This is a genomic window from Henriciella sp. AS95 (assembly GCF_038900055.1).
In the GTDB taxonomy this organism is placed as follows: domain Bacteria; phylum Pseudomonadota; class Alphaproteobacteria; order Caulobacterales; family Hyphomonadaceae; genus Henriciella.
This window is the reverse complement of sequence record NZ_JBBMQM010000001.1, coordinates 3,418,805-3,443,137: the sequence shown is the minus strand read 5'-3', so window position 1 is coordinate 3,443,137 and position 24,333 is coordinate 3,418,805. Positions and strand designations below refer to the sequence as shown.

The following is a 24,333-nucleotide window of genomic DNA, read 5'->3' as shown; positions in this document are numbered from 1 at the left end:
CCCGCCGCTAAGAACCGTGCTCGCTGATTATGACCCGGAAGCGCTGGCCGATGATTTCCGTGAACACATCCATGTTGGCCATCCCGATATGCCCGATTTCGATTTCGGACCCATCGGCACCGACGCCGTCCTTGCCTATCTGATTTCCATCCAGGTGGACGGTTAGCGTCATCCCGCTCTGCGTGCCGAGGGCCGTCCGGGCCTCCTTGAGGGTCGCGAGGGCTTCTTTTCTCATGTGGGCTTCGCGGTCAGGCGCGAGTCGCCAGTCACCCATATAGCGCAGCGCGGCGGCAGACACATAGGCGAGCCAGAGGGTGAGGCGTTCGGGGTCTATTGGCGCGTGTGCGCGATAGGCGTCCGCAAACCGCTGCATGACCGCGCCGCCGAAAAGGTAGCGCAGTTCGAGGCAGGTGCAGGCAACATCCGAGAGCGGGTCGCCGATGGCGGCGTCTTCCCAGTCCAGAATGGCGGCCAAGCAGTCGCCCTGCCAGACAAGATTGCCGGGCCAGAAATCGCCGTGCAGCGGCACGAGCGCGCCAGCATAGGGGGCAGATTTCAGCGCTTCGAGCCAGGCGCGAAAGGCCTGGTTCTCTTCCGTCGAAGGCAGAAAGCCGATCAGGTCGGGGATGGGGTCTGTCCGCTCCGGTAGGTCGGGTAGGGCTTTGGTGGATGTGGCGTGCAAGGCAAACATGACCCGCGCCATCACGCCGAGGGTCTCATCCAGATTGCCTTCGCTGATCTCTGTTGTGCCGTCGACATAGCTGACGATGAGGTAGGGTGCGGGCAGATGCGTGCAGCTTGTGTCGACCAGTACCGGTGTCTGGACGGGCAGCCCGGCGTCATACGCAAATTGCAGAAGCTGGAATTCCAGGCCGGCCGGGTGTCCGCCATGGGTCTGGCCGTGAATGCGCAGGACGAGGTCTCGTGCCGGTGCGCCCTCTGCTGACAGCTGTAGCTTGTATACATCGGCTGAGACGCCGCCCTGCATGCGCACTGCCTTGTCGAGAGTCTCGCCCGGAAAATGGGCTTTCACGATCTGCTTGATGGACGCGTCGAACATTCACCGATGTGACGTCTGCGCTGGCTGGCCGTCAAGCATGCGGGCGGAGGTGGCCGAGGCCGGGGGATAGACTGCGTGCACAGGCTTCCACAGATGAAACACCCTTGCTGTTGCGGCTCGAATCCGAAGAAGGCAGTCTGCGTATCTGGCGCTCCTGGCAGCGCGGCGCGTTTGTGGATGAGGAACAGGCCTTGGCAGATCTGACACCCGTGGAACGCAGCGTGCTGGTCGCGCTCATGGCGGAAGGCGGCCCTTTGAAAGAGGCGGCCGATCTTGGCGCGCGCTATGGGATCCGGATGACGGGCTGGCACCGAAAGCGCCTGTCCGGTCTTGGTCTGGTGAAGACGACCAAGGCGCCGTTCACGCATGAGCTGACCGATGAGGGGTGGGCGTTCCTTGCGAGCGACTTTCCGATGGACGTGCCGCAGGTGTCGATGAAGCTCGGCGCGATGAATGCGCTTCTGGCAGGGGTACGACAGCGCGTTGGCGCCGATGGCAGCGCGCTGAAAGCGTTCTTTACCGGGAAGGGTGGAGCGCCCGCGAGCGACACGGCTGTGAAGCCTGCCAAACCCAAACCGGAAACCGCTGAAAAAGACCTGATGGCCGAGGCGGCCTGGAGCGAGAGCGAGACGATGCTGGCCATGGCGCTGCAGGCGATGCCGGCTTTCGATGGGCGGTTTGGCGCGCTGGAGAAGACGCTGGACGGGCAGGGCGAAGCAGCGCTGAAACAGGTGTCGCTGGCGGCGGAGAATGTGTTCCAGAATCTGCGCATGGCGGCGAGCAAGCGGGGCCTTGAAGCCCTACACAAACGTAATGAGACAGTGGCCTTCGATCCGGTCTATTTCGAAGCGACCGAAGACATGGATGACGGCGAAGATGCCATCGTCATGAAACAGCCCATAATCCGCGTAAGGGATGGCGACGAACTCGTCATCCTTCGGGGTTTGGCGACACCACTGGACTAGGCAGGTAGAGGGACGAATGGCTGCGAGCTGGATCAAGAGACTATTGGCGGCGCGGGATGTGACGCGCATCGGCTGTATCGATTTCGGCACGGCCTATTCGAAAGTGTCGATTGTCGATTCCGAGAAGCTGGTCGATCTGGACGAGCAGTGCATCCACCCGCTCGCCATCGGAGAAGGCCAGTCGCACAATCCCTATTTGCTGCCGTCGCTTCTGTTCGTTGATGAAAACGCCGTCCGGTTTGGCCGCAAGGCTGAGACGTCGGCGCGGCGTAATGAACGGCGCGGGCGCGTGCCGTTCGCCTCGCCCAAACAGTATCTGTCGACACATGCGCTGGACGCGCTCGAGGACAGGCTGCCGGCTGAGATCGACCCGACGGGGCAGTATACCGCCAAGCAGCTGATCACGCTGTATCTGGCCTATCTGCTGCGGCGTGCCGAGCAGGCTGCGGGGACGCAGAACCTGTCCTGGCCGCCGCTATTCCGGGTGACCCGGCCCGCCTGGAAAGCCGATCGCGCCGCATGGGGCGAGACGATGCTGCGGGAACTGGTGCGCCACGCTTTCATCCTGCTTGACCATTTCGGCGAGGCGCTGATCTCTGAGGACGGGCTGGAGCATGATGCGGTGAAGGCGGCCTTCGCTGCGATCCCCGATACGTCCGAGTTTCCGGACGAGCAGATTTTCGAGATTTCCGAACAGGGCACGGCGACCGTGCCGGAAGCCACGGCGGTTGCCGCTGCCTCCATCCGCCCGACGCGTCGGCGCGTGGTGGTCGTGGCGGACATTGGCGGCGGGACGTCGGACTTTGCGGCGTTTACCACCGGTGTGTCCGGTCGCAATGTGGTTGCAGAGATCGACGGAAGCGCCACGGTGCTGCGCGAGGCGGGCGATTATCTCGACATGCAGCTGCGCCGCATCCTGATGTACAAGGCGGGCCTGTTGCCGGACGACCCGGCGGCGCGCGGCGCGATCTCGATGATCCGCTCGCAGCAGCGCGAGCTGAAAGAGACGCTGTTCGCGCAAGGCAAAGTGGTGACCGAGGCGGGCGATCAGCTGATCGAGCTCAGCCTGGAAGAGTTCCTGTCCGACCAGCATGTGAGGGGCTTCTCGCGCCGGCTGGCAGAGAAGTTCTATGAAGCGCTGACGCCAGCCATGGACTGGGCCCGCAATATCGCCGCGTCCGGCGGCGGCCAGCAAGTGGTCGAAATCCTGCCGACGGGCGGTGGTAGCACGCTGCCCATGGTCGCCGACATGATCCGCGGCATTCCGTATGAGTGGACCTTTGAAGTGATGTCACCGGAGCTGTTCCAGTCCCGCAATACGGACTTCACGACGGTTGCGCCGCAGCTGGCCGTGTCGATTGGCGGCGCCGTGCTGGAACTGCCGCGCCAGGTGACGCCCGTAAGAGCGGCCTGAGGCATAGCGACTGGCGACGTTTGGCGGTTTCAATCTCGGCGAGAGAAAATGCCGTTTGACTTGAACGCTATTTGTCTTCAGGCATTGATGCGACGGGCAAGGCTAAGCAGGCAATTCGATCAGGACGATGACGCAGATTGACCGCGCCAAATTGCAGGACGTTATGGACGGCATCGCCGCGGGAGATGCCGCCGCCTTGCAACAGCTCTATCATTTGACCTCTGACCGCCTGTTCGGAAAGCTATTTGCCTTGCTCGGTGACCATGCACTGGCGGCGCGCGCCCTGAAGCAGACCTACCTGCATGTCTGGGAGCACCGCACGCAGCTTTCCGGGCAGAACGGCCTCGAATTTCAGCAGATTGCAGCGATCGCGCACCAGAACGGGCTGAATATTCGTTTCAGTCTTAGGAATGAAGGACATTCGGTCCAGTTGGAGTCTCCGCTCAAGGATGGAAAGATCAGGTCTGCGAGCCGTCCAAGGCCGGGTGAGTTGCATGAGCAAGATTTCGCTTTGCTCAAGGCCGCTTATCTAGAAGCATGCGATCCGAACGTCCTTGCTGAGACGTTTGGTATGAGCGCTACCGAGGTCCGGTCCAGACTGGCGGCGCTGGCAAGTGGTAAGGGAGGGCACGCAAATGAGTGATGAGTCCACCCGCCGCGAAGAGCTCGCCAGCGCATGGCTCCTCGGCCATGCCACGGACGCGCAGGTCCGGGAGTTCGAACAGCTGTACCGTACAGATGAATCCTTCCGGGACCTTGTGTCCGACATGGAGGGCTTCCTCGCGCCGCTGAGCGAAGACGCCCCAGAGATCGAACCGCCAGCCGGCCTGCTGGATGATATCATGGCTGAGATTGGCGGCGATGACGCACCCGCCGCAATTGCTGCACCGACGCCGAACGCGGCGCGGCGTCCGGCCCGCCCGCAACCGTCGCATCCCCAAAGACCCTGGCAGTATGCAACGGCTGCCTCGCTATTGATCGCCGTGATCGCGGCGGGCCTGCATGCTGTTCCCGGCGCACAGACCGAAACGATGGATGGCACGCGAGAAGAACTTCTTGCCCTGATGGCGACCGAGCAGGCGCCCAGCGTGGTCGTCCTGCTGTATGATGGCACGTCAAACCATGTCACCGGCCGGCTCGCCAATACGGGGCTGCCTGAAGATGGCGTGTGGGAATTGTGGCTGCTGCGCGATGGGCTGGACGGCCCGCAATCGCTGGGCCTGCTGCAGGAGCTGTCAGAGGACGGGGTGATCGATCTGCAGATCTCGACCGACCTGCTTGCCGGGTCGGATACGCTGGCAATCAGCCTTGAGCCGGAAGGTGGATCCCCGGATGCCGGGCCGACGGGACCGATCGTCTATACCGGCAAGGTCGGGCCGATCTGAGCAACGCTCCTGTGCGTTCAGATGAAGGCGGAGACCGAATTGCCGGGAATGTCGGCTCGCATCTGCTTCAGCCCGCGCCTGATCCATCCCTTTACCGTATTCGGTGACACATCGAGAGCGGTACCGATTTCCGTGCTCGACATGCCGTACACGACATTCAGGGAAATCGACTGGGCCACATGCGAGGGGAGTTTTGCCAGATGGCGGGAGACCAGGCGGCCGGCTGCGCTGATTTCGGCGGCCTGTTCGGGCTGATGTGAGGTATCGGGGATGGAGTGCTCGATCTCCTCAGTTTCCGGCGCGCGGGCGCGTTTCCTGAGGTAGTCGAGGCCGCGATTCCGCATGATGACCAGCATCCAGGTGAATGCCTTGCCCTTTGACGGGTCAAATTTCCCGGCATTCGACCATATCGAGACGAACGCTTTCTGCATCACGTCGCGCGCCGCTTCCGGGTCTTTCAATTGATGGGTCAACAGGTTGAGTAGTTTCGGAGCGGTCAGCTCATACACTGTCTTGAAAGCTGTTTTGTCTCCGGCTGCGCATTTTCCCAGCGCTTCACAAAGCCGCTCGTTGAGGGCGTCAAATTCGAGCTTCGTCATTCTGACTCCAGTCCGTGGTTTGTCGTTGAGGTAGAGCGATCCACGAAAAGAAAAGTCGATTCCCGAAAAATTTTCGCGTTTTGCGTGTCAACTTCACTGGCCCAATAAAAATCAATCGAGCCGCTGCCGGTTTTCTACCGCCTTCATAGCTGCGTCGGATCAGATCTTTTCTGATCGCCTCAAGAGGAGCTGGTCTTGCTCTGAAAGGACAAAGGAAAAAGGGATACTTTCATGAGACTTTCGCACCTGAAAAAGAGTGCCAGTCTTGCTGCCCTGGGCGGGCGGTCGCCCGCTGAAAGTGAATAACCCGCGCCGTTCGGTGCGGGTTATTCTTGTCGTCTGTTGCGAGCCTGCGAAACTATTCCCGGATACGGCTCGAGTGCGCCCCGTCGCCTTGCTAACGGGTGAAGCACTTCTCCGTGCCGTCGCCCTGATCGTAGCATTCGGTGGTCTGGCGCTTGAAGGGGGCCTGCACGCCGGATGAAAGACCTTGCTGGCGTTTGTACTCTTCCATGCGCTCGGCATATTCCTCGGCGCCGGTCTTGGGGCGGTACTGGGCGCGTTTGCGGGCCCATTCGGCTTCCTGTGCAGCTTCGCGTTCAAGGCGGGCCTGCTGCTCGGCCTGGTAGCGGGCCTCTTGCGCTTCGCGCTCTGCCTGCCAGGCCAGCCTTTCCTGGCGGTAAATTTCCTGACGGCGCGCATACTCTGCCTTGTGTTCCAATTCCCTCTGCCGCATCGCGGCGAAGGCCTCGCTGGCGGTGGCGTAGCTCTCTTCGCGCAACTCTGTGGTGGCCGTGACCCTAAGTCCATTGTCCGAGTTGCGATTGACCTCGCGCCAGCTTGCCGGGACGGCACCAGCTGCCGGCGTCACGCCATCGGCTTCATAACGATCGAAGAGCCTGATGACCGTCCGCTTATAGCCGTTGGAGCCGTCGATAGGAGCAGTTTGGAACCCGGCCAGCATCTTGAGGTCTTTTTCTGCATTGAGCACATATGGCGCACTGACCATTGCTGGATAATCGGACTTCGGCCTGTCGCGGTCGGCGATCTTGTAGCCATAGCCGGTCCCGAGGTTATAGACGAGCAGCCAGCCGCGATAATTGTTGTTGCCCGTCGGGGCGCCGGCACTGTTCCTATGAGGCCAATCGAACATGCGCGCCATGCCGACAAAATTGTCAGGTGCCGGCCACAATTTACCGTTTACATCAAGTGGGTGATAGAGGCGGTTATCCTTCAGGCCTGTAAACTCCGGCAACTCGCCGACAAGAGAGAAAAGGTCGGTCCATGAGCGGTCCTTTGTTCCGATCTGGATCACACTTCTGGGCACGGCTGGCGGCCGGTAGCCCATGACCGAACCATCAGCGTTAAACCATAAAGATGCAGGCTCACCGGTTACTGGATGCAGGGCTGACGTGACGAAATGCTGTGGACCGTAGATGACAAAATCGAGCTCCCAGGAATCGAAATTATCTTTGGGCTTGTGCCTGACGATATTATCAAAGACGGCGCGGACGTTGCCATAACCATCATACTGGCGAAATGTGGCGGTGCCGCGCTCCTTATCGGAACTGACAAGTTCGAAGACATGGGCCGGCATGTTCCTGTGGCGGCCACCGATATAGACCAGCCGGTCCCTGCGGATGCCCGGACGCACAGGTTCAGCGATTTTGCCGTCGAGGGCGACGAAATAGAGCAGGTCCGTTTCGGGGGTTGGTACCTTGTCATAGGGCTCGATGAGCGCGACCTTGTCGGACACCGGGTAGACATAAAGGTAGAGCGGCGGCTCGATTGTCCTGCCTTCATCCGGTAGGCGTGCGCCGCGCCAGAGCGACTCCTCGAGCACCTCTTTTGCATAGGAATTGATTTTCCGATCAAACGGTTCGCCCATCGCCTTGGCCATCTTCGAAATCTTCCGGAAGGAAAGCGACCTGTCTTCGATCAGCGCGACTCTCGTCGTGCCGGATCCGTCGGCCTTGTTGACGAGATAGACAAGATCGGTCCGCTCACAGGATTTCGTGCGTTCGATGGGGACGCACTGCCCGGGCTCGGCGTGCGGGTTCCATGACGGGACAGAAGGACCACCTGCGCTGGCGGATGGTGCGCTGGCTGTCATCGCCGCTAGGAAGAGCGTCGCGGCGAGCTTGCGTATCGTAATTGCCATTCCAGGAGTCCCCGAGTGTGAAGCCGAAACAATAGGCGATGCAGCATCCTAGCGAATAGCTGACAAAACGACATAGCCCCTGAGGGGGATAAGGCGTCAGTTGTGCTCGTCCCAGGCGACCCCGGCGGTGCGACAGGAATGACGTCTAAAGGGGATGACCTTTGCCGGCGGCTCGCCTATACGGACGGCCAGTCAGACTGAACCTGTATGGAGTGGCCAAGATGACCGCACAGCTCGCCAAGATTGTCGATACCGCCTGGGAGGAGCGCGCCGGCGTTTCGACCGACACCAAGGGCGAGGTGCGCGAGGCCGTTGAGGAAGCGCTCGCCATGCTCGACGCGGGCAAGGCGCGCGTGGCCGAGAAGGGCGCTGATGGCGACTGGGTGGTGAACCAGTGGCTGAAGAAGGCGGTGCTCCTGTCGTTTCGCCTGAACGCCAATGGCCCGATCAAGGGCGGACCGGGCGAGTCTACCTGGTGGGACAAGGTGCCGAGCAAGTTCGATGGCTGGAGCGCGGACGACTTTGAGGCATCAGGCCTGCGCGCAGTGCCGAATGCGGTCGCGCGGCGCGGATCCTATATCGCGTCCGGCGTGGTGTTGATGCCGTCCTTCGTGAACATTGGCGCTTATGTCGATGAGGGCACGATGGTCGATACCTGGGCGACGGTCGGCTCGTGCGCGCAGATCGGCAAGGGCGTGCATCTCTCGGGCGGTGCTGGCATTGGCGGCGTGCTCGAGCCGCTGCAGGCCAATCCGACCATCATTGAGGACAATTGCTTCATCGGCGCGCGGGCCGAGGTGGCCGAAGGCGTGATCGTGCGCGAAGGCTCAGTGCTCGCCATGGGCACCTATCTCAGCCAGTCGACCAAGATCGTGGACCGCCAGACGGGCGAAGTCCACATGGGCGAAGTGCCGGCTTATTCGGTGATCGTGCCGGGCACGATGCCATCGGGCGACAATAAGAGCCCGAGCCTCTACTGCGCCGTGATCATCAAGACAGTCGATGAGCGCACCCGTAGCAAGACCGGGATCAACGAGCTGCTGCGGCCTTAGGGTACACTGATCATCTCTTTCGGCACCAGCGGCTTGACTGCTTTGAAGAACATCGCGAAATGTGCTTGCTACACTTGTAGCGGCGTATTCGGAGCCTTGTATTGATCAGTCCATTCGCACGGGTGAGTGCTCTCGTCTTCGCCGCCTTGTGCGGTCTAGCAGTCGCGCTGCCGGCAGCATCGCGGCAGATATCCGACGATCCCCTTGCAGTGTTTCTCGCCGCGCCAGGCGATGATTTCCTGATTACGGGGGCAACCGTCTTTTCCGGTGATGAAGCTGCGCCTTCCGTACAAGACGTCCTGATCAGGGATGGGCGAATCGTTGAGGTCGCCGATGTCGGCACGGTCATCGTAGGCGAAGGCGTCAAGCGCGTTGAGGGAAGCGGCAAGTCTCTCATCCCCGGCTTTGTCGGCATGCACAATCACCTGCACATGCCCGGTGCGCCTTTCATGGGCGACGTTGCGGCTCGTCTTTACCTGGCTGCGGGCGTGACCACGATCCAGACGGCTGGCAGCGCCGACCCGATTGGAGAGCTGAGGCTTGCCCGCCAGGTCGAGCGGGGCACCGCGCCCGGCCCACGGATCATGGCGTCAGCGCCCTATGTAACCGGGCCTGACGGCAATCCACCGATGGACAAGCCTGCCAGTGCGGACGCCGCGCGTCGGTTTGTCGATGAATGGGCTGATCGCGGTGTTAACACAATCAAACTGTATCGGCATACCGACCCCGATATTGCTGCCACTATCATAGAGCAGGCACACCGGCGCGGATTGCGTGTCACGGGCCATCTCTGTTCGGTCACGTATGCAGAGGCCGCCGAGATGGGCATCGATGGACTGGAGCATGGTCTGCATCCGGCGAGCGATATGGTGGAGGACAAGCCCCGCGGCGCGTGCGTGCCGAGCCTCGATGCAAAAGCGGCGCTCGATGTGGACAGTCCCCAGATCGATGCCCTTATCGAGACACTGGTCAGTCATGATGTCGAGCTGACCTCGACTCTGGCTATTCTGGAGTCGCGCTTCCCTCATCGCCCGCAAGCCGATGACCGAACGCTCACCCTGCTCGCGCCCCATCTTGCGGAGGCGTCGCGCGCGCGGGCGGAGGCTATGGCTGAGATCGAAACATCCCTGTCGACCAGTCCAGCCTATTGGACCCTTCTTCTGGCATTTGAGCGTCGCTTCGTGGAGGCCGGGGGGCGTCTGCTGGCGGGTCCGGATACCGGCCGTCATGTGCTGCCGGGCTTCGGTGACCAGCGAAACTTCGAGCTTCTGAGAGAGGCGGGATTTTCCACGTCGCAGACGATCATCATCATGTCGCGCAATGGTGCTCACGCACTCGGGCTGGACAAGGAAACCGGCCGGATTGCGCCTGGCTATCTGGCGGATCTGATTCTTGTCGATGGCGATATTGATGCCGACCCATCAGCAATTCGGGAGGTGGAAATCGTATTCAGAGCCGGGCAGGCTTTCGATCCGCAAAGGCTGATGAAGGGGCTCGAAGGACAGGTTGGCCTGCCGTAGGCCGAAATGGCTCAAAGCTGGATGTTTGCACGCGATCTTCCTAAGGAGTTCGTATGGCAGGCAGAACCAGCACTCTCACCCGCACCTCCTCGCTTGCAGAGATCGCCGAGGCCGCCCCGGAAGCTTCCGGCCTGTGGGAGGTGCATCTGGCGTATCGAATGGCGTCGATGAATTCGGTGGTGGATTTCAAGGCTGTGGTGGATTTTGTCCGGCTGGGCGCTTTCTTCGACGGGCGCGCAAGCATGGCCTATGTGACGGGCGGGCGCGAAGCGATGCGGGTGCCTGCCGACATTGAGGGCGAACTCACAGCCGATCTGGCGCTGCTGGATGTGCGCATGCAGGAGGGCGTCATGAAGCGGGCACCGTTCCACTGCTCGGGCGAGGCCAGGCCGGACGGCAAGCAGTATGAGGGCAAATGGCACATGCCATGCCTCAGGCCGGATACGTGCGGGTGCGATGGCAATAGCGGCTATTTCTCCCTGACACGGGTGGACTAGGGCCGGCCGTTACTTCGCCTGCGGGCCGCGATAGCGGTAGAGCTCCATCAGTTTCAGGGCTGCAACATTGCCCGGATCGGCGCGCAGGGCTTTTTCCAGCGCGTCGCGGGCTTCATTCTTGTCGCCGCGCTCATGATAGACCAGCGCAAGCGTCGTGTAGGCGTGTGCGCGATCTGGCTTGGCGGTAGGCGACGTATGCGTGCCCTGCGCGTTGAGGGCTGACAGGGTAGCGACGGCCAATGCGGCGAGGCTGGCGGTGAGGGTAAATTGTGCCATGGGATACTCCTTTTGATGCGATCAATTTGTTCGATGACCAAAGGATGGGGTCGCGACATGTTACCCGCTATTGGCGTAAATGCCATTATGTGGTAGATTTCCGCCAATGTTGGAAAAAACACAAAATTCGCCTGTTTCACGCAAGCCCCAGCGCGTCGTCGCGCTGGCCTATGACCGGCTGTGGCCGCTCGAGTTTGGCATCGCCGTGGAAATTTTCGGCTGGGCACGGCCAGAGATCATCGGTGTGCCCTGGTATGATTTCACCGTGGCCGGACCGGTCGAGCCGATCCGCACGATTGGTGGCATGACGATGCAGCCCCCGCATGGCTATGACGCGGTCGCGGGCGCCGATACGATCATCGTGCCGGCCTGGCGCGATATTTACGAGCGCCCGCCTCAGGACATGCTGGATGCGGTTCGCGCCGCCTATGAGGCCGGTGCGCGCGTGGTGTCATATTGCACGGGCGCTTTCGTGCTGGCGAATGCCGGCCTGCTGGATGGGCGCAAGGCGACGACGCACTGGCGTGATCTGCCCGAGCTGAAGCGCCAGTTTCCGAAGATCGAGATCGTCGAGGATGTGCTCTATGTCGATGAAGGCGATGTGATCACGTCTGCCGGCTCCAGCGCGGCGGTCGATTGCAGCCTGCATATCATTCGCCAGGATTATGGGGCCGAGATGGCCAATACGATTGCGCGCAGCCTGGTGACACCGCCGCACCGCGATGGCGGGCAGTCGCAATATGTCGAGGCGCCCTATCAGGAGCGGGCCGGGCAATCGGTGTCCGGCGTGCTGGACTGGGCGCGCGAACGGCTGGGAGAGCCGCTGACGATATCCGAGCTGGCTGAAGAAGCCGGGATGAGCGAGCGGACTTTTCTGCGCCGGTTTCGCGAGGGGACGGGCGTCACGCCGCTGAAATGGCTGCGCCGCGAGCGGGTGTTTCGGGCGATGGGGCTTCTGGAGAAGACCGAGCTCAGCCTGATCGATGTGTCGGCGCAGTCGGGGTTTGGGTCTGTCGAGACGTTTCGCGCGGCTTTCCGGGAGATCGCCGGTACGCCGCCGCATGCCTATCGCAAACGGTTCGAACTGTCGGCCTAGCCGCGTCAGCTCATTGAGAGCTGTATGGCGATAAGGCCGCCATAGGTTGCCAGTATGGCGATGCCCTCAAAGCCGATGCCGCGCTTCTCGCGCATGATGAGGCCCATGAGCAGAATGGCGGTGATAATGAGCGCGCCGACCATCATCAGTTCGTCGGCTTGCGTCATGGCGTGATAGATGGAGCCGTCCCGATAGGCGGCATCGGAAATCGACAGGAACAGGACGTCGAAGACATTGCCGCCGATAATGCCGCCGACGGCAAGTTGCAGGGCGCCGCGGCGCACGGCGGCGAGCGTGGTGACAAGCTCAGGCAGGGAGGTTGCGACCGCCGTCATGAGCGCCCCGACCACGGTCTGCGAAATGCCAAACTCTGCAGAGATGACCGACCCCGAGCGCGCAATGCCATAGCCGCACACGGCCAGAACCAGGCTGAGCAGGGTGAACCGCACGAGCATGGATGTCAGGGAATGGCGGGACGCCGCTGCTTCATCGGGGTCGTCGGATCGAGTCTCGTCTGTCGATTGAGGCCGCCACATGGGCCGGTTTCTCATGGAGACCGCTGCCCGCGCGGCGAAGAGGTAGACGAGGAAGAGCAGCAGAGAGACCGGGTGGATGGCGAAAATGGTGAACTCTGGGGAGAAGGCCGCCGCGAGCGGCAGGCTGACGAGCAGCATCAGCGTCGCGGCCATCAGCATATTGTTCGCATCGGCGGCGGCGTGCTCGAGATTGACGCGCCTGTAGATGAGGTCGGCGAGAACGAGGAAAGTCGTCTGCGCCGCGATGCCGCCCACAGCGTTGGAGACGGCCAGAGAGGCCTGACCGTCGAGCGCTGCTGTCAGCGATGTGACAATGCCGGACAGGGACGTGCTCGCCCCCAGAAGGATGCCGCCAAACACGGCTTCGCCAAGCCCCGTGCGATCGGCAAGCCGGTCCGCCAGTGTTGTGATGCGGATTCCTGCGCCAGCGACCACAAGTGTGGCAATGGCAAAGACAATAAAGGCGAGTTCAATGGAAATGGGTGAGCGCTCCCAGGCGTGCGGACACGGTACGGGAGTCAATGCGTGCCCGGTGGCATGGTTCCGCCGGGACGGGGAGGCGAGAGCGCCTCGCGCGGCCTAGTTTTCGATGGGCGCGTCCGGGTCTTTCACGCGGATGAGCCCGTAGCCGATCATGCTGAGGACGAGGTCGCCATCCTGATTGTAGACGCGGTTATTAGACCGTGTGAGGCCCATGTCTGGCCGAGACTTCATACGGCGCTTGGACAGGACTTCCATCTCCAGGCGCAACTCGTCTCCGGGGTAAACCGGCTTGATCCATTTCAGGTCTTCAACGCCCGGCGAGCCAAGGCCGGCCTGCGGTTCGCCGTGCTGCATCGTCTCGACCATCAGCCGCATCATCATCGCGGAGGTGTGCCAGCCGGATGCTGAGAGGCGGCCGAAAAAGGTGTTCTTCGCGGCGTCATCGTCGAGGTGGAAGGGCTGGGGGTCATACTTGCTGGCAAAGTCGATCACTTCCTCGCGGGTGACCTTGTAGGTGCGCGGCGAGTGCGTGACCGTGCCGGGTTCAATGTCTTCGTAATATCGCATGCCGGAACGTCCTGAGCTTTACAGGCGCGCACATCAACTGAATGGCGGCAAAATTCAATGCCTGTCCGAGCGTCAGGCTTCATTCCGCTTGCTGGAAGCTGGTCGAGCTGGTTGAAGAGGTCTCATGCAGACACTTCTTCCCATTGCCGAGGAGATCGGCACGATTCTGAAGGCCCGGCGTGAGACGGTGGGCGTGTGGGAGTCGTCTTCCGGCGGGCTCATTTCGGCGGCGCTGCTCGCCCAGGCCGGGGCGTCGGCCTATTTCCGCGGCGGCGGGGTGATCTATGCGCCGGCCGCCTTTCGCGGGCTGATGGGGCTCAGCAAGGAAGACCTTGGCGAGATGCGCTCGTCCAGCGAGCCTCATGCGCGTTTTGCAGCGGGCAAGATCCGCGAGCGGCTGAGAGCAGACTGGGGGCTTTGCGAGACGGGTGCGGCGGGTCCGGATGGCAATGGTTATGGTGATGCGGCCGGGCATACCTGCGTGGCGCTGGTGGGTGAGGGCGTCGAGGTGTCGCGTACATTGGAGACGGGACTGTCCGATCGCGGACAGAATATGCGCCTGTTTGCAGAAGAGGCTCTCTACCTGTTGCGCGAGGCGATTTCGTAGGGCTTTCAAATGATTGCCATGCCTTGGGAATTGTAGCAGTTTTTGCGCAACCGACCGGGGAGGGTGCATTGCTGATTGTCTGGTGCTGGCTCATCGCCGTCATTTCGGTGGTGCTGGCCTATATCGTGGCCGGCCCGATCTGGAAGCGTGAGCATTCCATGCTGTTCGGAGACAGCGAAGACTCGCTGAAACTGAGCGGGATGTTCGGCGAAATATTCCTCATCTCCGCCGCCGCCCTGTTTCTCGCTGCCATTGACGAGGTCTGCGAGGAAGTCTCCGTCCGATCCGTTCTGACAGACTATCCGGACATTACGATCCCGGCCTTCATCCTGGTGCTGGTCGCAGTGTATGCCTATGGCGTCTATAAGGGTCTGAACGGTTTGCCGGGCGAGAAGCGGCGCCTGACAGCCACCTATATGGTCTATGGCATCTTCAGCACGGTTGTTTTCGCGGGGCTCTGCGTGCTGGCGGCGCTGATGATCAGCGAAGCGGTTATCGATGCAAACAAGTTTTCCGTGGAAGCCGAGCAGGTGTTGAGCCGCGCGCAGACTCTTGGCGGCCTGCCAATCGCCGATCAGACGACCGGTCTGAACCTGACCTTCCTGGATGCGCAGGCTGTGCTGAAGCGGCTGGAAGGCAGTATGTCCCCGGTCTTCGTTTTTGCGGCGGGGCTGTTCGCGTTCAACCTCGTGGTCCGCTACACGCCGCTCAGCCATGCTTTCGCGCAGGAGGCCAAATACGCCACCTACGTGACCACTTTTGCCGCGCTGGCCCTCGTCGTGATCACGGGCATCTGGGTCTATACCGGCCAGTACAGCACGTTCATCGGCGATGTGCTGGAGGTGATGGCGCCGATGCGGGAAGACTTCTTTGCGGCCGCGCCCGATTATAATTCGCGCTACACCGATATCTGGCTGAGACTGGTCGATGATCAGGCGCTGCTTGGCTTTCTGTCGCGAATGAGCGATCAGTGGGGCGGCGTTGCAGCGCTGCTCGGTATCTTCCAGTGGAGCGCCGAACGGTTCAACAAGCCCGAGGCGCGCGCAAAATTGCGGCAGACAACAGCCGAGGGAGCGGTGTGAAAGTTTTGTGGATTGCACTCATAGTCGTCGCGCTGCTCGTGGCTTACGTCGCGGCGGTGTGGATCGTGACGCTGAGCGATAGCAAGGTTCGGGCGGATGTCTCGGCGGTGCCGGCGACGGGCGCGGCCAGTGATGACACGCTCAAAATCATGATCTGGAATGCCGGCTATGCGGGGCTTGGCGCCGAATCTGACTTCAAGGCCGATGGCGGCGACATGTTGCTGCCGCCGAGCAAGGCGGTGGTCGAGAAGAACCTTGCCGGTATCGAACGTGTGCTCGGTGAACAGGATGCGGATGTGTTCCTGTTCCAGGAACTGGCGCGCGGCGGATTGCTCAATCGCGGGGTCGATGTCCAGGCGGGCGTGCGCAAGGCGCTGGCCGGCTACAGCTCTCAGTTTACGCCGGACGTGAAGACACGGCTTCTGCCCGGCAGGCTGTCGCTGAAACATGGGCTTGGTGTGTTCTGGCGCGTGGATGCTGACGCGCCGAAGATCGTCCGCCTGCCGGACGAGCCGGGCACGATCATGGGCTTCATCAAGCGGCGCTATCATATGCAGGTGCTGGAGTTCGAGCATGCCGGTCAGCCGTGGACGGTGGTCGACGTGCATCTTTCGGCTTTTGATGAGGGGGCCAATACCCGCATGAAACAGCTGGAACAGGTGATCGCCCTTGCCGAAGAAAAGTACGCCGCTGGCCGGGCGGTCGCGATTGGCGGAGACTGGAACATGCGGCTCACGCCGACCGATTTTGCCTCAACGTCTGACGAGAGCGCGCTGTTCTGGATCCATGATTTCCCGAGGGACGAGCTGCCCGAGGGCTGGCAGATGGCGGTTGATCCGAGTGTTCCAACGGTGCGCACCAATGAGCGGCCTTATGCGCGCGATGAGAATTATCGCACGATCATTGATGGCCTGCTGGTCTCGCCGAATGTCGAGGTGGTGAGCGCGGCGGGGCTCGATCTCGATTTCCAGATCACTGACCACCAACCCGTGCGCTATACGCTGCGCGTGAAACCGTAATGGAGTCCGATATGTCGAAACAGGCAAAGAGCTGGACGTTTGGTGAGAAGGTTCAGGGCTATGCGTGGGAGGTTGCCACGCCGCGCGCGAACCTGCTCCTGCAGCATGGATATGGCGAATATGCCGGTCGATTTGTAACGAGCTATAACCGCCTCATCCCGAATTTGAACGCGCTGGATATCAATGTTTACGCCTTCGACGCGGAGGGGCATGGCCGTTCTCCCGGTGCGCGCGGGGCGACGGATATGAAGCGCGCCGTGGCGCATCATCTGGCGGCGCGGGACATGCTGGAAGAGCGCGAAGAGCCACTTTTTTTGATGGGTCATTCGCTTGGCGGACTGATCACGGCGGCGAGTGTGGCGTACAGGCCGGAGGGGGTCAGCGGGACGGTGCTCAGCGCGCCGGCGCTGAAGATCGAGCTTAACCCGGTGCTGAAGGCGATTGCGGGGCTTGTCGCCTCGATTGCGCCAACCGCACGCCTGACGCCGCCGCTCGATGACGATGCGATCTCGCGAGATGCGGCCGTGGTGGAAACGTATCGCAATGACCCGATGGTGATTACCAGGCCGCCGGCGGCCCGGCTCGGCGCGACGGTTTTCAAGGTGCTGGAGCGGGCGTGGGAGCAGTTTCCGGACTGGGATGTGCCGGTGCTGGTCGTCCACGGCGATGCGGACCGTGTGACCCCGATTGAAGGCAGCCGGGCCTTCATCGAAACGATTGGCGAGGGCGACAAGCAGCTTGTCGAGTTTCCGGGCGGCTATCATGAGCTGCTCAATGACTATGACGCCGACAAGGCGCTGGCGACCGTCCTCGACTGGCTGAAACCACGCCTGCCGGGCGGCAAGGTCTGAGCTTGGCCTTGACCACTCATGGCCGGAGCGACTTACTGTTCGCTTGACGGGGTACAGGGTGGAGAGAGCGGTGGGAATATTCAGACATGTAGCGATGGGCGGGCTGGCCTGTCTGGGCCTTGGTGCTGGGCAGGCGGCAGCCTGTTCCTGTCCGCCTTCGCAGAGCGCGGCGCAGCAGGCGGAAGGATATGACCTGATTGCGGTTGTCGAGGTGGGTGAGGTCTGGGACCTGGAGTCTGAACCCACCGATCCGCCGTCCCCATTTATTATCGGGGAGCATATCACGCAGATGAAAGTCCAGCGCGTGCTGAAGGGTGAGATGTCGCGCTATGTGCTGGTCAAATCAGCCGATGCAGGCATGCCGGCCTGCGGCGTCAATTATCGTCCGGATACGGAGTTGCTCTTGCTGGCGAAGGGCGGCGAAGGCGTCTATTCGACCTGGATGTGCGACAGGGCGCAGTTTCCGGTCGAGGATTTCGAAGCCGCGCTTGATGGCGAGTAGACGGTTGGAATGGCCCAAACGGCGGGATATTCCGGCCTGAAGCTGATGCGGCGGAAGAAGAGCTGACAGGTCGAGGCGACCCGTCAGCCCGAGACCCGCATCAATTATTCCATTTGCTCAACGCATTGATCAAACATCGCCGTGCGCTCTTCGGCTGTGGCCTCCAGCAGCGACAGAAGATCTTCTGAGGTCGCGCCTGGCGCATTCGCGTAATAGGTGCTTGCCGCTTCTGCCTGGGCTCTGCGCTCCTCGGCAGCAGCCATCGCCTTTTGGGTGGCTGTCAGCTCATCGCCCGACTGGAAGCCCATATTATAGGCGTTCAGATTGTACGCCATATCGGAGGAGGCGATTTCACCGTCCGACAGGCTCTTGCAGACACCGCGAGAGACCGGCATCTCAGGAACCGTCTGGCAGCGCGCAGACATCGGGCCGAGATAGGCCTGCATTTTCGCCTGATCACCCTTTACGGAGATGGCGTAAGTCTGGATTTCCTGCACCGAAGCAGCGATGTCGGCCTGGACCTTTTCGGGGGTGTTGCCGCTCCACGCGGTCGCATAGTCCGTCCAGCCTGAGGCGACGGCGTCAGCCTGCGCCTTGGACGGGTGCTCGGCGGGCCAGCCGCCAGTGATCGTCTTGATGGCCCCGACACACTGGACGCTGTCCTCATAGGTGCCGGCCTGCGCCGTCATGGCTGCTGAAAGTCCGAGGACGGCCAGTGCAGTATAGCTTTTCAATTTCAACGGTGTATCCCCTCTGATATTCTGAGAATCCTATTCGGCCCGGAAAAAGATGCAAGACGATTTGAAGGCGCAAAACGCCAAAGTTCGCCCCTACAGGAAGAGAGATTCCGCGCGCCTTGAGGAGATTTTCCGCGCGGCGGTCGCCGTGATCGGACCACAATATTATACGGCCGAACAGGTTGCCGCCTGGGGCGGGCCGCGTGTGACGGCGGAGCGTCTGGACGCGATGTACACCGATGGCCGAAGGACTTTTATCGCCGTCGATGAGAATGACCGCGCGGTTGCCTTCACCGATTTTGAGGCCGATGGCCATGTCGACATGCTCTATTGCGACCCGGCCTTTGCACGGCGTGGGATCGCGACACTGCTGCTCTCGGTGGTCAAATGGCAGGCGCAAATGCAAGGCATTGAGCGGCTGTACACAGAGGCGAGTGAGGCGGCGAAGCCTGTCTTTTCCAAGGCTGGATATGAGGTGCTGCACCGGCGCGAGTTGGAAGTGGACGGCGTCACGATCCACAACTGGGCGATGGAATTACGGCTTTAGCACTACGCAGCCTTCATCCTGAGCGAAGTCGAAGGACGAGGGCGTGATGTTTGCTTCGACGCTTCGTGGTTCGACTCCGCTCACCATGAAGCTGTGTGTTACAGGCCCAATGAATTTTGGACGAAGTCAGCTCGCGCTGCCACGCTCGTTTTCGGCAAATCGATCATCGCATAGCCGCGCGCCGGATAGGCGATGCGGAGGTAGTTGTATTCCAGAACGGCGGTTTCAAAGGGGAGTGGGCGTTCCTCGTTCTGCTGGTAGAGCGCCCGCCAGGGCGGGGCCATGAAGACGGGGCTGGAGTAGAGCGTGGTTTCGCAGAGCGTCTTCAGATCGGCAGGCATCGAAATGGAGAGCCGTTCGAAGTGGGCGGCGGCGTCCACGGCGGAGCGGTCGAAGAAGACGGGGCCGTCATGGGCGCGGGCGGCGGCAAGCGTTTCGTGCGCGTATTCGATGGCCTTGCGGACGAAGGCTTCGGGGTTCACCCAGGGCAAGGCATCTGAACCTGTTGCCAGAGCTTCGCGGACGATGTTTCGGCCGGGCTCGTCAACGGTTTGAAAGCCGCGCCGGGCGAGTTCATTCAAGAGGGTGGACTTGCCGCCCGATGAGCAGCCGGAGATGACGATGCGGCGCCGGTCTCTCATGCGTCTCCATCATACATGACGCGCTCGAGGTAGAGCCCGTCCGCCGGGGCGACGGGCCCGCAGGCGGTGCGGTCGCGCGCTTCGAGGATGTCTTTCATCCAGCCCGGCTCCTGCATGCCGCGGCCGACATCGACAAGGCTGCCGACGATGGAACGGACCTGTCTGTGCAGGAAGCTGCGGGCCGTTGTCGTCACTTCGATCCGGTTGTCATAGGCGCTGACATTCAGCGTATCGAGCGTCTTGATCGGGCTCTTGGCCTGGCAGCCGGCATCACGGAAGGTGGAGAAGTCGTGTTCGCCGATGAGGTGGTCAGCGGCCTCCTGCATCTTGCGAACGTCCAGCTTCACGGGCACGCGCCAGATCAGGCCCCGGTCGAAGGTGAGGTGCGCGCGCCGGACCAGGATGAGGTAGCGATAGGCGCGGCCTTTGGCGCTGAAACGGGCGTGGAAGTCCTCGTCGACCTCCTCGGCTTTCAGGACACTGACAGCGTCCGGCCGCAGGTGATGATTGAGCGCGTCAGCGATCTTGCGGACCGGGCGCGGCTTGGAGAGGTCGAGGTGGGCGACCTGACCGGTGGCGTGGACGCCGGCGTCGGTGCGGCCAGCGCCGTGCACGGTGACGGGGGCCCCGTCGAGGGCTTCGGCGGCCCGTTCAAGAGCGCCCTGGACCGTCGCAAGCTCGTCCTGGCGTTGCCAGCCCGCATAAGGCCGGCCATCATATTCGATTATAAGTCTAACTCTTTGCATGGTGGAGCAGGTCTATGGCGGTAATTTCAAGGTTTGAAGCGGACGATCGCAGTTTCAAAAGTTTGCATCCTACTCGCGTCGTAGCGCGCTACCTCACTGCTGAGTCGGATGGTAAAAAAATACTACAACTCAATACCTACGGATCAAATAACAGGCAGGTCCCAGGGAAGCTAAGTCAGACAATACAGATTGATCAAAGCGCTGCCGAAGAATTGTTCCAAATCTTGAAGAAGGAATTTCGGCTCAAATAGCTTTCAGTTAAACGCTTTCGGATAGGTGAGCGCGCCGGTGCGGGGCGCGGTGTTGCTAAGTTCGATCCCCATAAAAGCAGGGCCTGACCATGGGGCTTCATACCGCGCGGCGACGCCGGGCGAGAAGCCGTATTTCGGGTAGTAATCAGGGTGGCCCAGCACGAAGACGAGCTCGCGGCCCTGACCTTCCATCATCGTCATGCCGAGTTTGATCAGTCCACGGCCTATGCCGGATTTCTGGCGCTCTGGCGTGACGCTCATCGGCCCGAGGCCAGCGGCGATATCATCGCCATCGATCAGGATACGGAACAACTGGATATGGCCGAGGATCTCGCGATCATCATGCGCGACGAGCGAGGCGAGGCTGTCGCCATCTGCGAGGAGCTGGGCGACGATTTTCGATTCGTCCGGCGTGCCGAAGGCTGCATCGTTGAGGGCAATGATGGCATCGGCGTCCTCAGCGCGGGCCGGGCGGATCCAGATGTCCTTCATTCGAAGCCGCTCCCGGCCTCGATCCTGTTGCCGCGCAGGAAGTCGTCCGCGTCCATGGCGCGCGATCCGGGCTTCTGCAGATTGAGCAGGCGGACGGCATGGCCGTCGCCGCAGGCGACGAGGAGGCTGTCGTCGAGCAGCGTGCCGGGGGCGGCGTCATGGGTCTGGTCGGACAGCTTGCTCATCAGCGCTTTCACGCGGATCGGCTCATCGCCGTCCTTTGGTGTCCAGTTGAACCAGGCGCCGGGGAAGGGCGAGAGGCCGCGAATCTGGCAATCGACGTCCGAGGCCGGTTTGCTCCAGTCGATCTGGCGGTCGTCGGTGGTGATCTTGGCGGCGTAGGTCGCGCCGTCTTCGGCTTGCGGGACAGGTTTCAGGCTGCCGTCGGCGAGGCCTTCGAGCGCACGGGGCGCGAGGTCTGCGGCCAGCTCAGCGAGGCGGTCATGCAGGCTGCCGGCGGTCTCGAAGGGGAAGATGCGCGCTTCCTCGGTGGCGAGGACGGGGCCGGTATCAAGCCCGGCTTCCATCATCATGGCCTGCACGCCGGTCATCTCATCGTCCGCCATGATGGCGCGCTGGATCGGCGCGGCGCCGCGCCAGCGCGGCAGCAGCGAGGCGTGCATGTTCATGCAGCCAAGGCGCGGGGCGTCGAGCACCGCCTGCGGCAGGATGAGGCCATAGGCGACGACGACAGCGGCATCGAGGCCCAGCGCGGCGAAGCGGGCTTTCTCTTCGGCGGGCTTCAGGGATTTGGGCGTGCGCACGTCCAGGCCTTGGGTCTCGGCATAGCGATGCACGGCGGTCGGCGTCAGCTTCTTGCCGCGTCCGGCGGGGCGGGGCGGCTGGGAATAGACGCAGGCGATCTCATGGCCCGCCTCGATCAGCGCGGCGAGCACGTGCACGGCAATATCCGGGCTTCCCATGAAGGCAATGCGGAGCGGTTTCGTCATGGGGCGGGGTCTAGCGTGGCGGGGAGATTAGGCAAGATGTTGCGGTGAAGTTGGAATGGCCCCCTTCGACCGCTTCGCGGCCACTTCCCTCGCAGGCGGGGGAAGAAAGGCGCGTGCCGCTGGGTTTTCCTCCCCCGTTCACGGGGGAGGTGCCCGGCAGGGCGGAGGGGGTACAATAGAAACGTAGAGGTTTTCTGAACCAGATCCCCGCCTTCGCGGGGATGAGCGGAGGCTGGTTCAGGCTCCGACCTTGGCTTTCAGGCGGGTAGCCTTGCGGACCTTCTCAACCGCGCGCTGGCGTTTCAGGCGCGAGAGATAGTCGATGAAGAGGGTGCCTTCGAGGTGGTCCATCTCGTGCTGGATGCAGACGGCGAACAGGCCTTCGGCGACTTCTTCCTTCTGCTCGCCATCATAGTCGAGATAGCGGATGCGGCACTCGGTCGGGCGCTCGACTTCCTCATAGACGTCGGGGACGGACAGGCAGCCTTCCTCATAGGGGGCCTTGTCCTCGGTCAGCGGCAGGATTTCCGGGTTCACGAAATAGCGCGGGGCTGGCTCTTCGCTTTCGCCGGCGAGGTCCATGACGATGACGCGCAGGGGCACGCCAATCTGTATGGCGGCGAGGCCGATGCCCGGCGCGTCATACATGGTCTCGAGCATGTCATCCATCAGCGCGCGGATTTCATCCGTGACACCGCCTTCGACGGGCTTTGAGACTTCCTTCAGACGCGGGTCCGGGACGGTAATGATTTCGCGAATAGCCATGCCGCTGAGATAAGGCGAAGGGGTTTGAAAATCAATAATCACCGCTGCCGTACCGATGACGCTTCACCGCGGCTTGACCGCGGTGCCCATCTCCTAAGGCTGGACTTGTCGCGGTGGCTAGAGATGGACCCCGTGGTCAAGCCACGGGGAGGCGCCCCTAAAAACTAGGCCGCGTCTTCCTTGCTGCCTTTGCCATCGAAATCCAGCTCTGGCGTGCGGTCGGTTTCGTCTGCCGTGGCTTCAATGCGTTTTGGCTCGGCGATCGTCTTGTCTGGCGGGGCGATGGAGAGCTCTTCGAAGCGGCGCATGGTGGGCAGCACGCGCTTGTCGAGCGACGAGGACATCTTGTTGTAATGGGTAACCGCGCCGTTCAGCGACTTGCCGACGCTTTCCATATGACCAGCAAGCACTGCGATGCGCTCATAGAGCTGCTCGCCGAGCTTGGCGGCCTCGCGGGCGTTCTGGGCCATCTTTTCCTGCCGCCAGACATAGGAGACCGTCTTGGCGAGGCCGATCAGGGTCGACGGCGTGGTGACGATGACGTTCTTGGAATAGGCGCGCTCCAGCAGGTTCGGCGCGTGTTCGAGGGCGGCCGCGAAGAAGTTCTCGCCCGGGATGAACATGGCGACGAAATCGACGCGCTCATCCAGGTTTGACTGGTAGTTCTTCGAGGCCAGCGTATCGATATGGCGCTGCACGCTGGTGGCGTGGGACTTCAGGTGCACGGCGCGTTGCTGCGGGTCGCCGGACGAGACGGCGCTCATATAGGCGTCGAGCGAGACCTTGGAGTCGATGACGATCTGGCGCCCGCCCGGCAGGTGGATGACGGCGTCAGGGCGCTGGCGGCCATCCTCGGTCTGGTCGCTGACCTGCTCGTCGAAGTCGCAATGGCCTGAGAGGCCGGCCTGCTCCATGACATTGCGAAGCGTCATCTCGCCCCAGCGCCCGCCGCCTTTCGGGGCGGTGAGGGCGTTGACGAGCTTGCCGGTCTCGGCGGTGTTGAGCATCAGGCTCTTGCCGATGGCCTCGACCTGTTCCTTGATCGCTGATTTGTCCTCCGCGCGGACTTTCTCGATCTCGGTGACGCGTTTCTTGAACTCGTCGAAATTCTCGCCGATCGGTTTCATCAGCTCTTTCAGCTCGCCCTGCGCGCCTTCGCGGTGTTTCTTGAAGGTCTCGTCAGCCAGTTGAAGGAATTGGGAATTTGCCTTGCGCAGCACGCCCTGGGCGAGGTCGGCGAAGCGCTTCTCGTCTTCTTCGGCGCGGGCTTCGGCTTTTGCTAGAGCGATCTTGGCGTCCTGGGCGACGGCGGTCTGCGTCTTCAATTCCTGCGACAGGCGTTCGCGGTCGATCTCGGCGGTTTCGAGCATATCCTGGGTGTGGGCAAGGTCGCGCTCGACCTCGCCGGCACGGTTGCGCACCTCACCGCGCATCCAGAACAGGAAGCCCAGAAGGCCTGCGGCGAGCACGAACAGGATGAGGTGGATGAGGTCGAGGCCCACGGAGCCGATCTGGACGAGTGTCTGCATGCC

27 protein-coding genes are annotated in these 24,333 nt (G+C 61.9%); 14 read left to right on the top strand and 13 right to left on the bottom strand.

The window, feature by feature from the left end:
• Nucleotides 1–7: 7 nt before the first annotated feature.
• Nucleotides 8–1,060, bottom strand: a complete 1,053-nt coding sequence (locus WNY37_RS16515) for a phosphotransferase (RefSeq protein WP_342974498.1) — start codon at nt 1,058–1,060, stop codon at nt 8–10.
• 104 nt (nt 1,061–1,164) lie between these two features.
• On the opposite strand from WNY37_RS16515, the gene WNY37_RS16510 reads away from it, so the two are divergent.
• From WNY37_RS16510 to WNY37_RS16495, 4 genes are all read left to right on the top strand, one after another.
• Entirely contained in the window at nt 1,165–2,025 is an 861-nt protein-coding gene (locus tag WNY37_RS16510; protein ID WP_342974497.1) for a hypothetical protein, read from the top strand.
• 16 nt (nt 2,026–2,041) lie between these two features.
• Nucleotides 2,042–3,439 carry a hypothetical protein gene (locus WNY37_RS16505; protein WP_342974496.1) on the top strand — a complete coding sequence of 466 codons (1,398 nt, stop codon included), beginning with the start codon at nt 2,042–2,044 and terminating at the stop codon, nt 3,437–3,439.
• A gap of 127 nt (nt 3,440–3,566) precedes the next feature.
• Nucleotides 3,567–4,082, top strand: a complete 516-nt coding sequence (locus tag WNY37_RS16500) for a hypothetical protein (protein ID WP_342974495.1) — start codon at nt 3,567–3,569, stop codon at nt 4,080–4,082.
• Nucleotides 4,075–4,824 (top strand): anti-sigma factor, encoded by a 750-nt coding sequence (locus tag WNY37_RS16495; RefSeq protein ID WP_342974494.1) that lies wholly within the window; start codon nt 4,075–4,077, stop codon nt 4,822–4,824. The genes WNY37_RS16500 and WNY37_RS16495 overlap by 8 nt, the downstream gene beginning before the upstream one ends.
• A gap of 17 nt (nt 4,825–4,841) precedes the next feature.
• On the opposite strand, the gene WNY37_RS16490 is transcribed toward WNY37_RS16495, so the two are convergent.
• Together WNY37_RS16490 and WNY37_RS16485 are read right to left on the bottom strand one after the other, a co-directional pair.
• On the bottom strand, nt 4,842–5,423 hold the full coding sequence (locus WNY37_RS16490) for a sigma-70 family RNA polymerase sigma factor (protein WP_342974493.1): 582 nt from the start codon (nt 5,421–5,423) through the stop codon (nt 4,842–4,844).
• A gap of 397 nt (nt 5,424–5,820) precedes the next feature.
• Nucleotides 5,821–7,584 (bottom strand): hypothetical protein, encoded by a 1,764-nt coding sequence (locus tag WNY37_RS16485; RefSeq protein WP_342974492.1) that lies wholly within the window; start codon nt 7,582–7,584, stop codon nt 5,821–5,823.
• A 221-nt stretch (nt 7,585–7,805) separates the two neighbouring features.
• Between WNY37_RS16485 and dapD the strand changes: the two genes are divergently transcribed.
• The 3 genes from dapD to WNY37_RS16470 all read left to right on the top strand — a co-directional run bounded on the left by dapD (nt 7,806) and on the right by WNY37_RS16470 (nt 10,653).
• On the top strand, nt 7,806–8,636 hold the full coding sequence (dapD, locus tag WNY37_RS16480) for a 2,3,4,5-tetrahydropyridine-2,6-dicarboxylate N-succinyltransferase (RefSeq protein ID WP_342974491.1): 831 nt from the start codon (nt 7,806–7,808) through the stop codon (nt 8,634–8,636).
• 101 nt (nt 8,637–8,737) lie between these two features.
• Nucleotides 8,738–10,156, top strand: coding sequence for an amidohydrolase family protein (locus WNY37_RS16475; RefSeq protein ID WP_342974490.1), 1,419 nt, complete (start codon nt 8,738–8,740; stop codon nt 10,154–10,156).
• Nucleotides 10,157–10,209: 53 nt separating this feature from the next.
• A complete protein-coding gene (locus tag WNY37_RS16470) occupies nt 10,210–10,653 on the top strand; it encodes a hypothetical protein (RefSeq protein WP_342974489.1) in 444 nt (147 codons plus the stop codon).
• Between the two features lie 9 nt (nt 10,654–10,662).
• Here the strand turns inward: WNY37_RS16470 and WNY37_RS16465 are convergent, their stop codons facing one another.
• Complete coding sequence (locus tag WNY37_RS16465) at nt 10,663–10,929, bottom strand: tetratricopeptide repeat protein (protein ID WP_342974488.1); 267 nt, start codon at nt 10,927–10,929, stop codon at nt 10,663–10,665.
• 106 nt (nt 10,930–11,035) lie between these two features.
• Between WNY37_RS16465 and WNY37_RS16460 the strand changes: the two genes are divergently transcribed.
• Nucleotides 11,036–12,025: a helix-turn-helix domain-containing protein gene (locus WNY37_RS16460; protein WP_342974487.1), complete on the top strand. Its 990-nt coding sequence runs from the start codon at nt 11,036–11,038 to the stop codon at nt 12,023–12,025.
• Nucleotides 12,026–12,030: 5 nt separating this feature from the next.
• On the opposite strand, the gene WNY37_RS16455 is transcribed toward WNY37_RS16460, so the two are convergent.
• On the bottom strand, nt 12,031–13,083 hold the full coding sequence (locus WNY37_RS16455; protein ID WP_342974486.1) for a sodium:calcium antiporter: 1,053 nt from the start codon (nt 13,081–13,083) through the stop codon (nt 12,031–12,033).
• Between the two features lie 57 nt (nt 13,084–13,140).
• Entirely contained in the window at nt 13,141–13,611 is a 471-nt protein-coding gene (locus WNY37_RS16450; protein ID WP_342974485.1) for a MaoC family dehydratase, read from the bottom strand.
• A 124-nt stretch (nt 13,612–13,735) separates the two neighbouring features.
• Here WNY37_RS16450 and WNY37_RS16445 point away from each other — a divergent pair, with 124 nt between their 5' ends.
• From WNY37_RS16445 to WNY37_RS16425, 5 genes are all read left to right on the top strand, one after another.
• Nucleotides 13,736–14,218, top strand: a complete 483-nt coding sequence (locus tag WNY37_RS16445) for a CinA family protein (protein ID WP_342974484.1) — start codon at nt 13,736–13,738, stop codon at nt 14,216–14,218.
• 68 nt (nt 14,219–14,286) lie between these two features.
• Complete coding sequence (locus tag WNY37_RS16440) at nt 14,287–15,300, top strand: hypothetical protein (RefSeq protein WP_342974483.1); 1,014 nt, start codon at nt 14,287–14,289, stop codon at nt 15,298–15,300.
• Complete coding sequence (locus tag WNY37_RS16435; RefSeq protein ID WP_342974482.1) at nt 15,297–16,319, top strand: endonuclease/exonuclease/phosphatase family protein; 1,023 nt, start codon at nt 15,297–15,299, stop codon at nt 16,317–16,319. Before WNY37_RS16440 ends, WNY37_RS16435 begins: the two co-directional genes overlap by 4 nt.
• Nucleotides 16,320–16,330: 11 nt before the next feature.
• Nucleotides 16,331–17,170: a lysophospholipase gene (locus WNY37_RS16430; protein ID WP_342974481.1), complete on the top strand. Its 840-nt coding sequence runs from the start codon at nt 16,331–16,333 to the stop codon at nt 17,168–17,170.
• A 70-nt stretch (nt 17,171–17,240) separates the two neighbouring features.
• Nucleotides 17,241–17,672 (top strand): hypothetical protein, encoded by a 432-nt coding sequence (locus WNY37_RS16425; protein ID WP_342974480.1) that lies wholly within the window; start codon nt 17,241–17,243, stop codon nt 17,670–17,672.
• A 104-nt stretch (nt 17,673–17,776) separates the two neighbouring features.
• Here the strand turns inward: WNY37_RS16425 and WNY37_RS16420 are convergent, their stop codons facing one another.
• Nucleotides 17,777–18,412 carry a hypothetical protein gene (locus tag WNY37_RS16420; protein WP_342974479.1) on the bottom strand — a complete coding sequence of 212 codons (636 nt, stop codon included), beginning with the start codon at nt 18,410–18,412 and terminating at the stop codon, nt 17,777–17,779.
• A gap of 49 nt (nt 18,413–18,461) precedes the next feature.
• On the opposite strand from WNY37_RS16420, the gene WNY37_RS16415 reads away from it, so the two are divergent.
• On the top strand, nt 18,462–18,956 hold the full coding sequence (locus tag WNY37_RS16415) for a GNAT family N-acetyltransferase (RefSeq protein ID WP_342974478.1): 495 nt from the start codon (nt 18,462–18,464) through the stop codon (nt 18,954–18,956).
• Between the two features lie 98 nt (nt 18,957–19,054).
• On the opposite strand, the gene WNY37_RS16410 is transcribed toward WNY37_RS16415, so the two are convergent.
• The 6 genes from WNY37_RS16410 to WNY37_RS16385 form a co-directional block, all read right to left on the bottom strand.
• Nucleotides 19,055–19,597, bottom strand: coding sequence for an AAA family ATPase (locus WNY37_RS16410; protein ID WP_342974477.1), 543 nt, complete (start codon nt 19,595–19,597; stop codon nt 19,055–19,057).
• Entirely contained in the window at nt 19,594–20,343 is a 750-nt protein-coding gene (gene truA, locus WNY37_RS16405) for a tRNA pseudouridine(38-40) synthase TruA (RefSeq protein WP_342974476.1), read from the bottom strand. The genes WNY37_RS16410 and truA overlap by 4 nt, the downstream gene beginning before the upstream one ends.
• A gap of 254 nt (nt 20,344–20,597) precedes the next feature.
• The gene (locus WNY37_RS16400) at nt 20,598–21,086 is read right to left on the bottom strand and encodes an N-acetyltransferase (RefSeq protein WP_342974475.1); all 489 of its coding nucleotides are present in this window, start codon (nt 21,084–21,086) and stop codon (nt 20,598–20,600) included.
• Nucleotides 21,083–22,036 carry a methionyl-tRNA formyltransferase gene (gene fmt, locus WNY37_RS16395; protein WP_342974474.1) on the bottom strand — a complete coding sequence of 318 codons (954 nt, stop codon included), beginning with the start codon at nt 22,034–22,036 and terminating at the stop codon, nt 21,083–21,085. The genes WNY37_RS16400 and fmt overlap by 4 nt, the downstream gene beginning before the upstream one ends.
• Nucleotides 22,037–22,273: 237 nt before the next feature.
• The gene (def, locus tag WNY37_RS16390) at nt 22,274–22,801 is read right to left on the bottom strand and encodes a peptide deformylase (protein ID WP_342974473.1); all 528 of its coding nucleotides are present in this window, start codon (nt 22,799–22,801) and stop codon (nt 22,274–22,276) included.
• Between the two features lie 164 nt (nt 22,802–22,965).
• Entirely contained in the window at nt 22,966–24,330 is a 1,365-nt protein-coding gene (locus WNY37_RS16385; protein WP_342974472.1) for a DNA recombination protein RmuC, read from the bottom strand.
• Nucleotides 24,331–24,333: the final 3 nt, after the last annotated feature.

Coding starts and splice junctions, on each gene's coding strand:
- WNY37_RS16515 (WP_342974498.1), bottom strand. CDS start 1,060: ATGTTCGACGCGTCCATCAAGCAGATCGTGAAAGCCCATTTTCCGGGC.
- WNY37_RS16505 (WP_342974496.1), top strand. CDS start 2,042: ATGGCTGCGAGCTGGATCAAGAGACTATTGGCGGCGCGGGATGTGACG.
- WNY37_RS16500 (WP_342974495.1), top strand. CDS start 3,567: ATGACGCAGATTGACCGCGCCAAATTGCAGGACGTTATGGACGGCATC.
- WNY37_RS16495 (WP_342974494.1), top strand. CDS start 4,075: ATGAGTGATGAGTCCACCCGCCGCGAAGAGCTCGCCAGCGCATGGCTC.
- WNY37_RS16490 (WP_342974493.1), bottom strand. CDS start 5,423: ATGACGAAGCTCGAATTTGACGCCCTCAACGAGCGGCTTTGTGAAGCG.
- WNY37_RS16485 (WP_342974492.1), bottom strand. CDS start 7,584: ATGGCAATTACGATACGCAAGCTCGCCGCGACGCTCTTCCTAGCGGCG.
- dapD (WP_342974491.1), top strand. CDS start 7,806: ATGACCGCACAGCTCGCCAAGATTGTCGATACCGCCTGGGAGGAGCGC.
- WNY37_RS16470 (WP_342974489.1), top strand. CDS start 10,210: ATGGCAGGCAGAACCAGCACTCTCACCCGCACCTCCTCGCTTGCAGAG.
- WNY37_RS16465 (WP_342974488.1), bottom strand. CDS start 10,929: ATGGCACAATTTACCCTCACCGCCAGCCTCGCCGCATTGGCCGTCGCT.
- WNY37_RS16460 (WP_342974487.1), top strand. CDS start 11,036: ATGTTGGAAAAAACACAAAATTCGCCTGTTTCACGCAAGCCCCAGCGC.
- WNY37_RS16450 (WP_342974485.1), bottom strand. CDS start 13,611: ATGCGATATTACGAAGACATTGAACCCGGCACGGTCACGCACTCGCCG.
- WNY37_RS16445 (WP_342974484.1), top strand. CDS start 13,736: ATGCAGACACTTCTTCCCATTGCCGAGGAGATCGGCACGATTCTGAAG.
- WNY37_RS16430 (WP_342974481.1), top strand. CDS start 16,331: ATGTCGAAACAGGCAAAGAGCTGGACGTTTGGTGAGAAGGTTCAGGGC.
- WNY37_RS16415 (WP_342974478.1), top strand. CDS start 18,462: ATGCAAGACGATTTGAAGGCGCAAAACGCCAAAGTTCGCCCCTACAGG.
- WNY37_RS16410 (WP_342974477.1), bottom strand. CDS start 19,597: ATGAGAGACCGGCGCCGCATCGTCATCTCCGGCTGCTCATCGGGCGGC.
- truA (WP_342974476.1), bottom strand. CDS start 20,343: ATGCAAAGAGTTAGACTTATAATCGAATATGATGGCCGGCCTTATGCG.
- WNY37_RS16400 (WP_342974475.1), bottom strand. CDS start 21,086: ATGAAGGACATCTGGATCCGCCCGGCCCGCGCTGAGGACGCCGATGCC.
- fmt (WP_342974474.1), bottom strand. CDS start 22,036: ATGACGAAACCGCTCCGCATTGCCTTCATGGGAAGCCCGGATATTGCC.
- def (WP_342974473.1), bottom strand. CDS start 22,801: ATGGCTATTCGCGAAATCATTACCGTCCCGGACCCGCGTCTGAAGGAA.
- WNY37_RS16385 (WP_342974472.1), bottom strand. CDS start 24,330: ATGCAGACACTCGTCCAGATCGGCTCCGTGGGCCTCGACCTCATCCAC.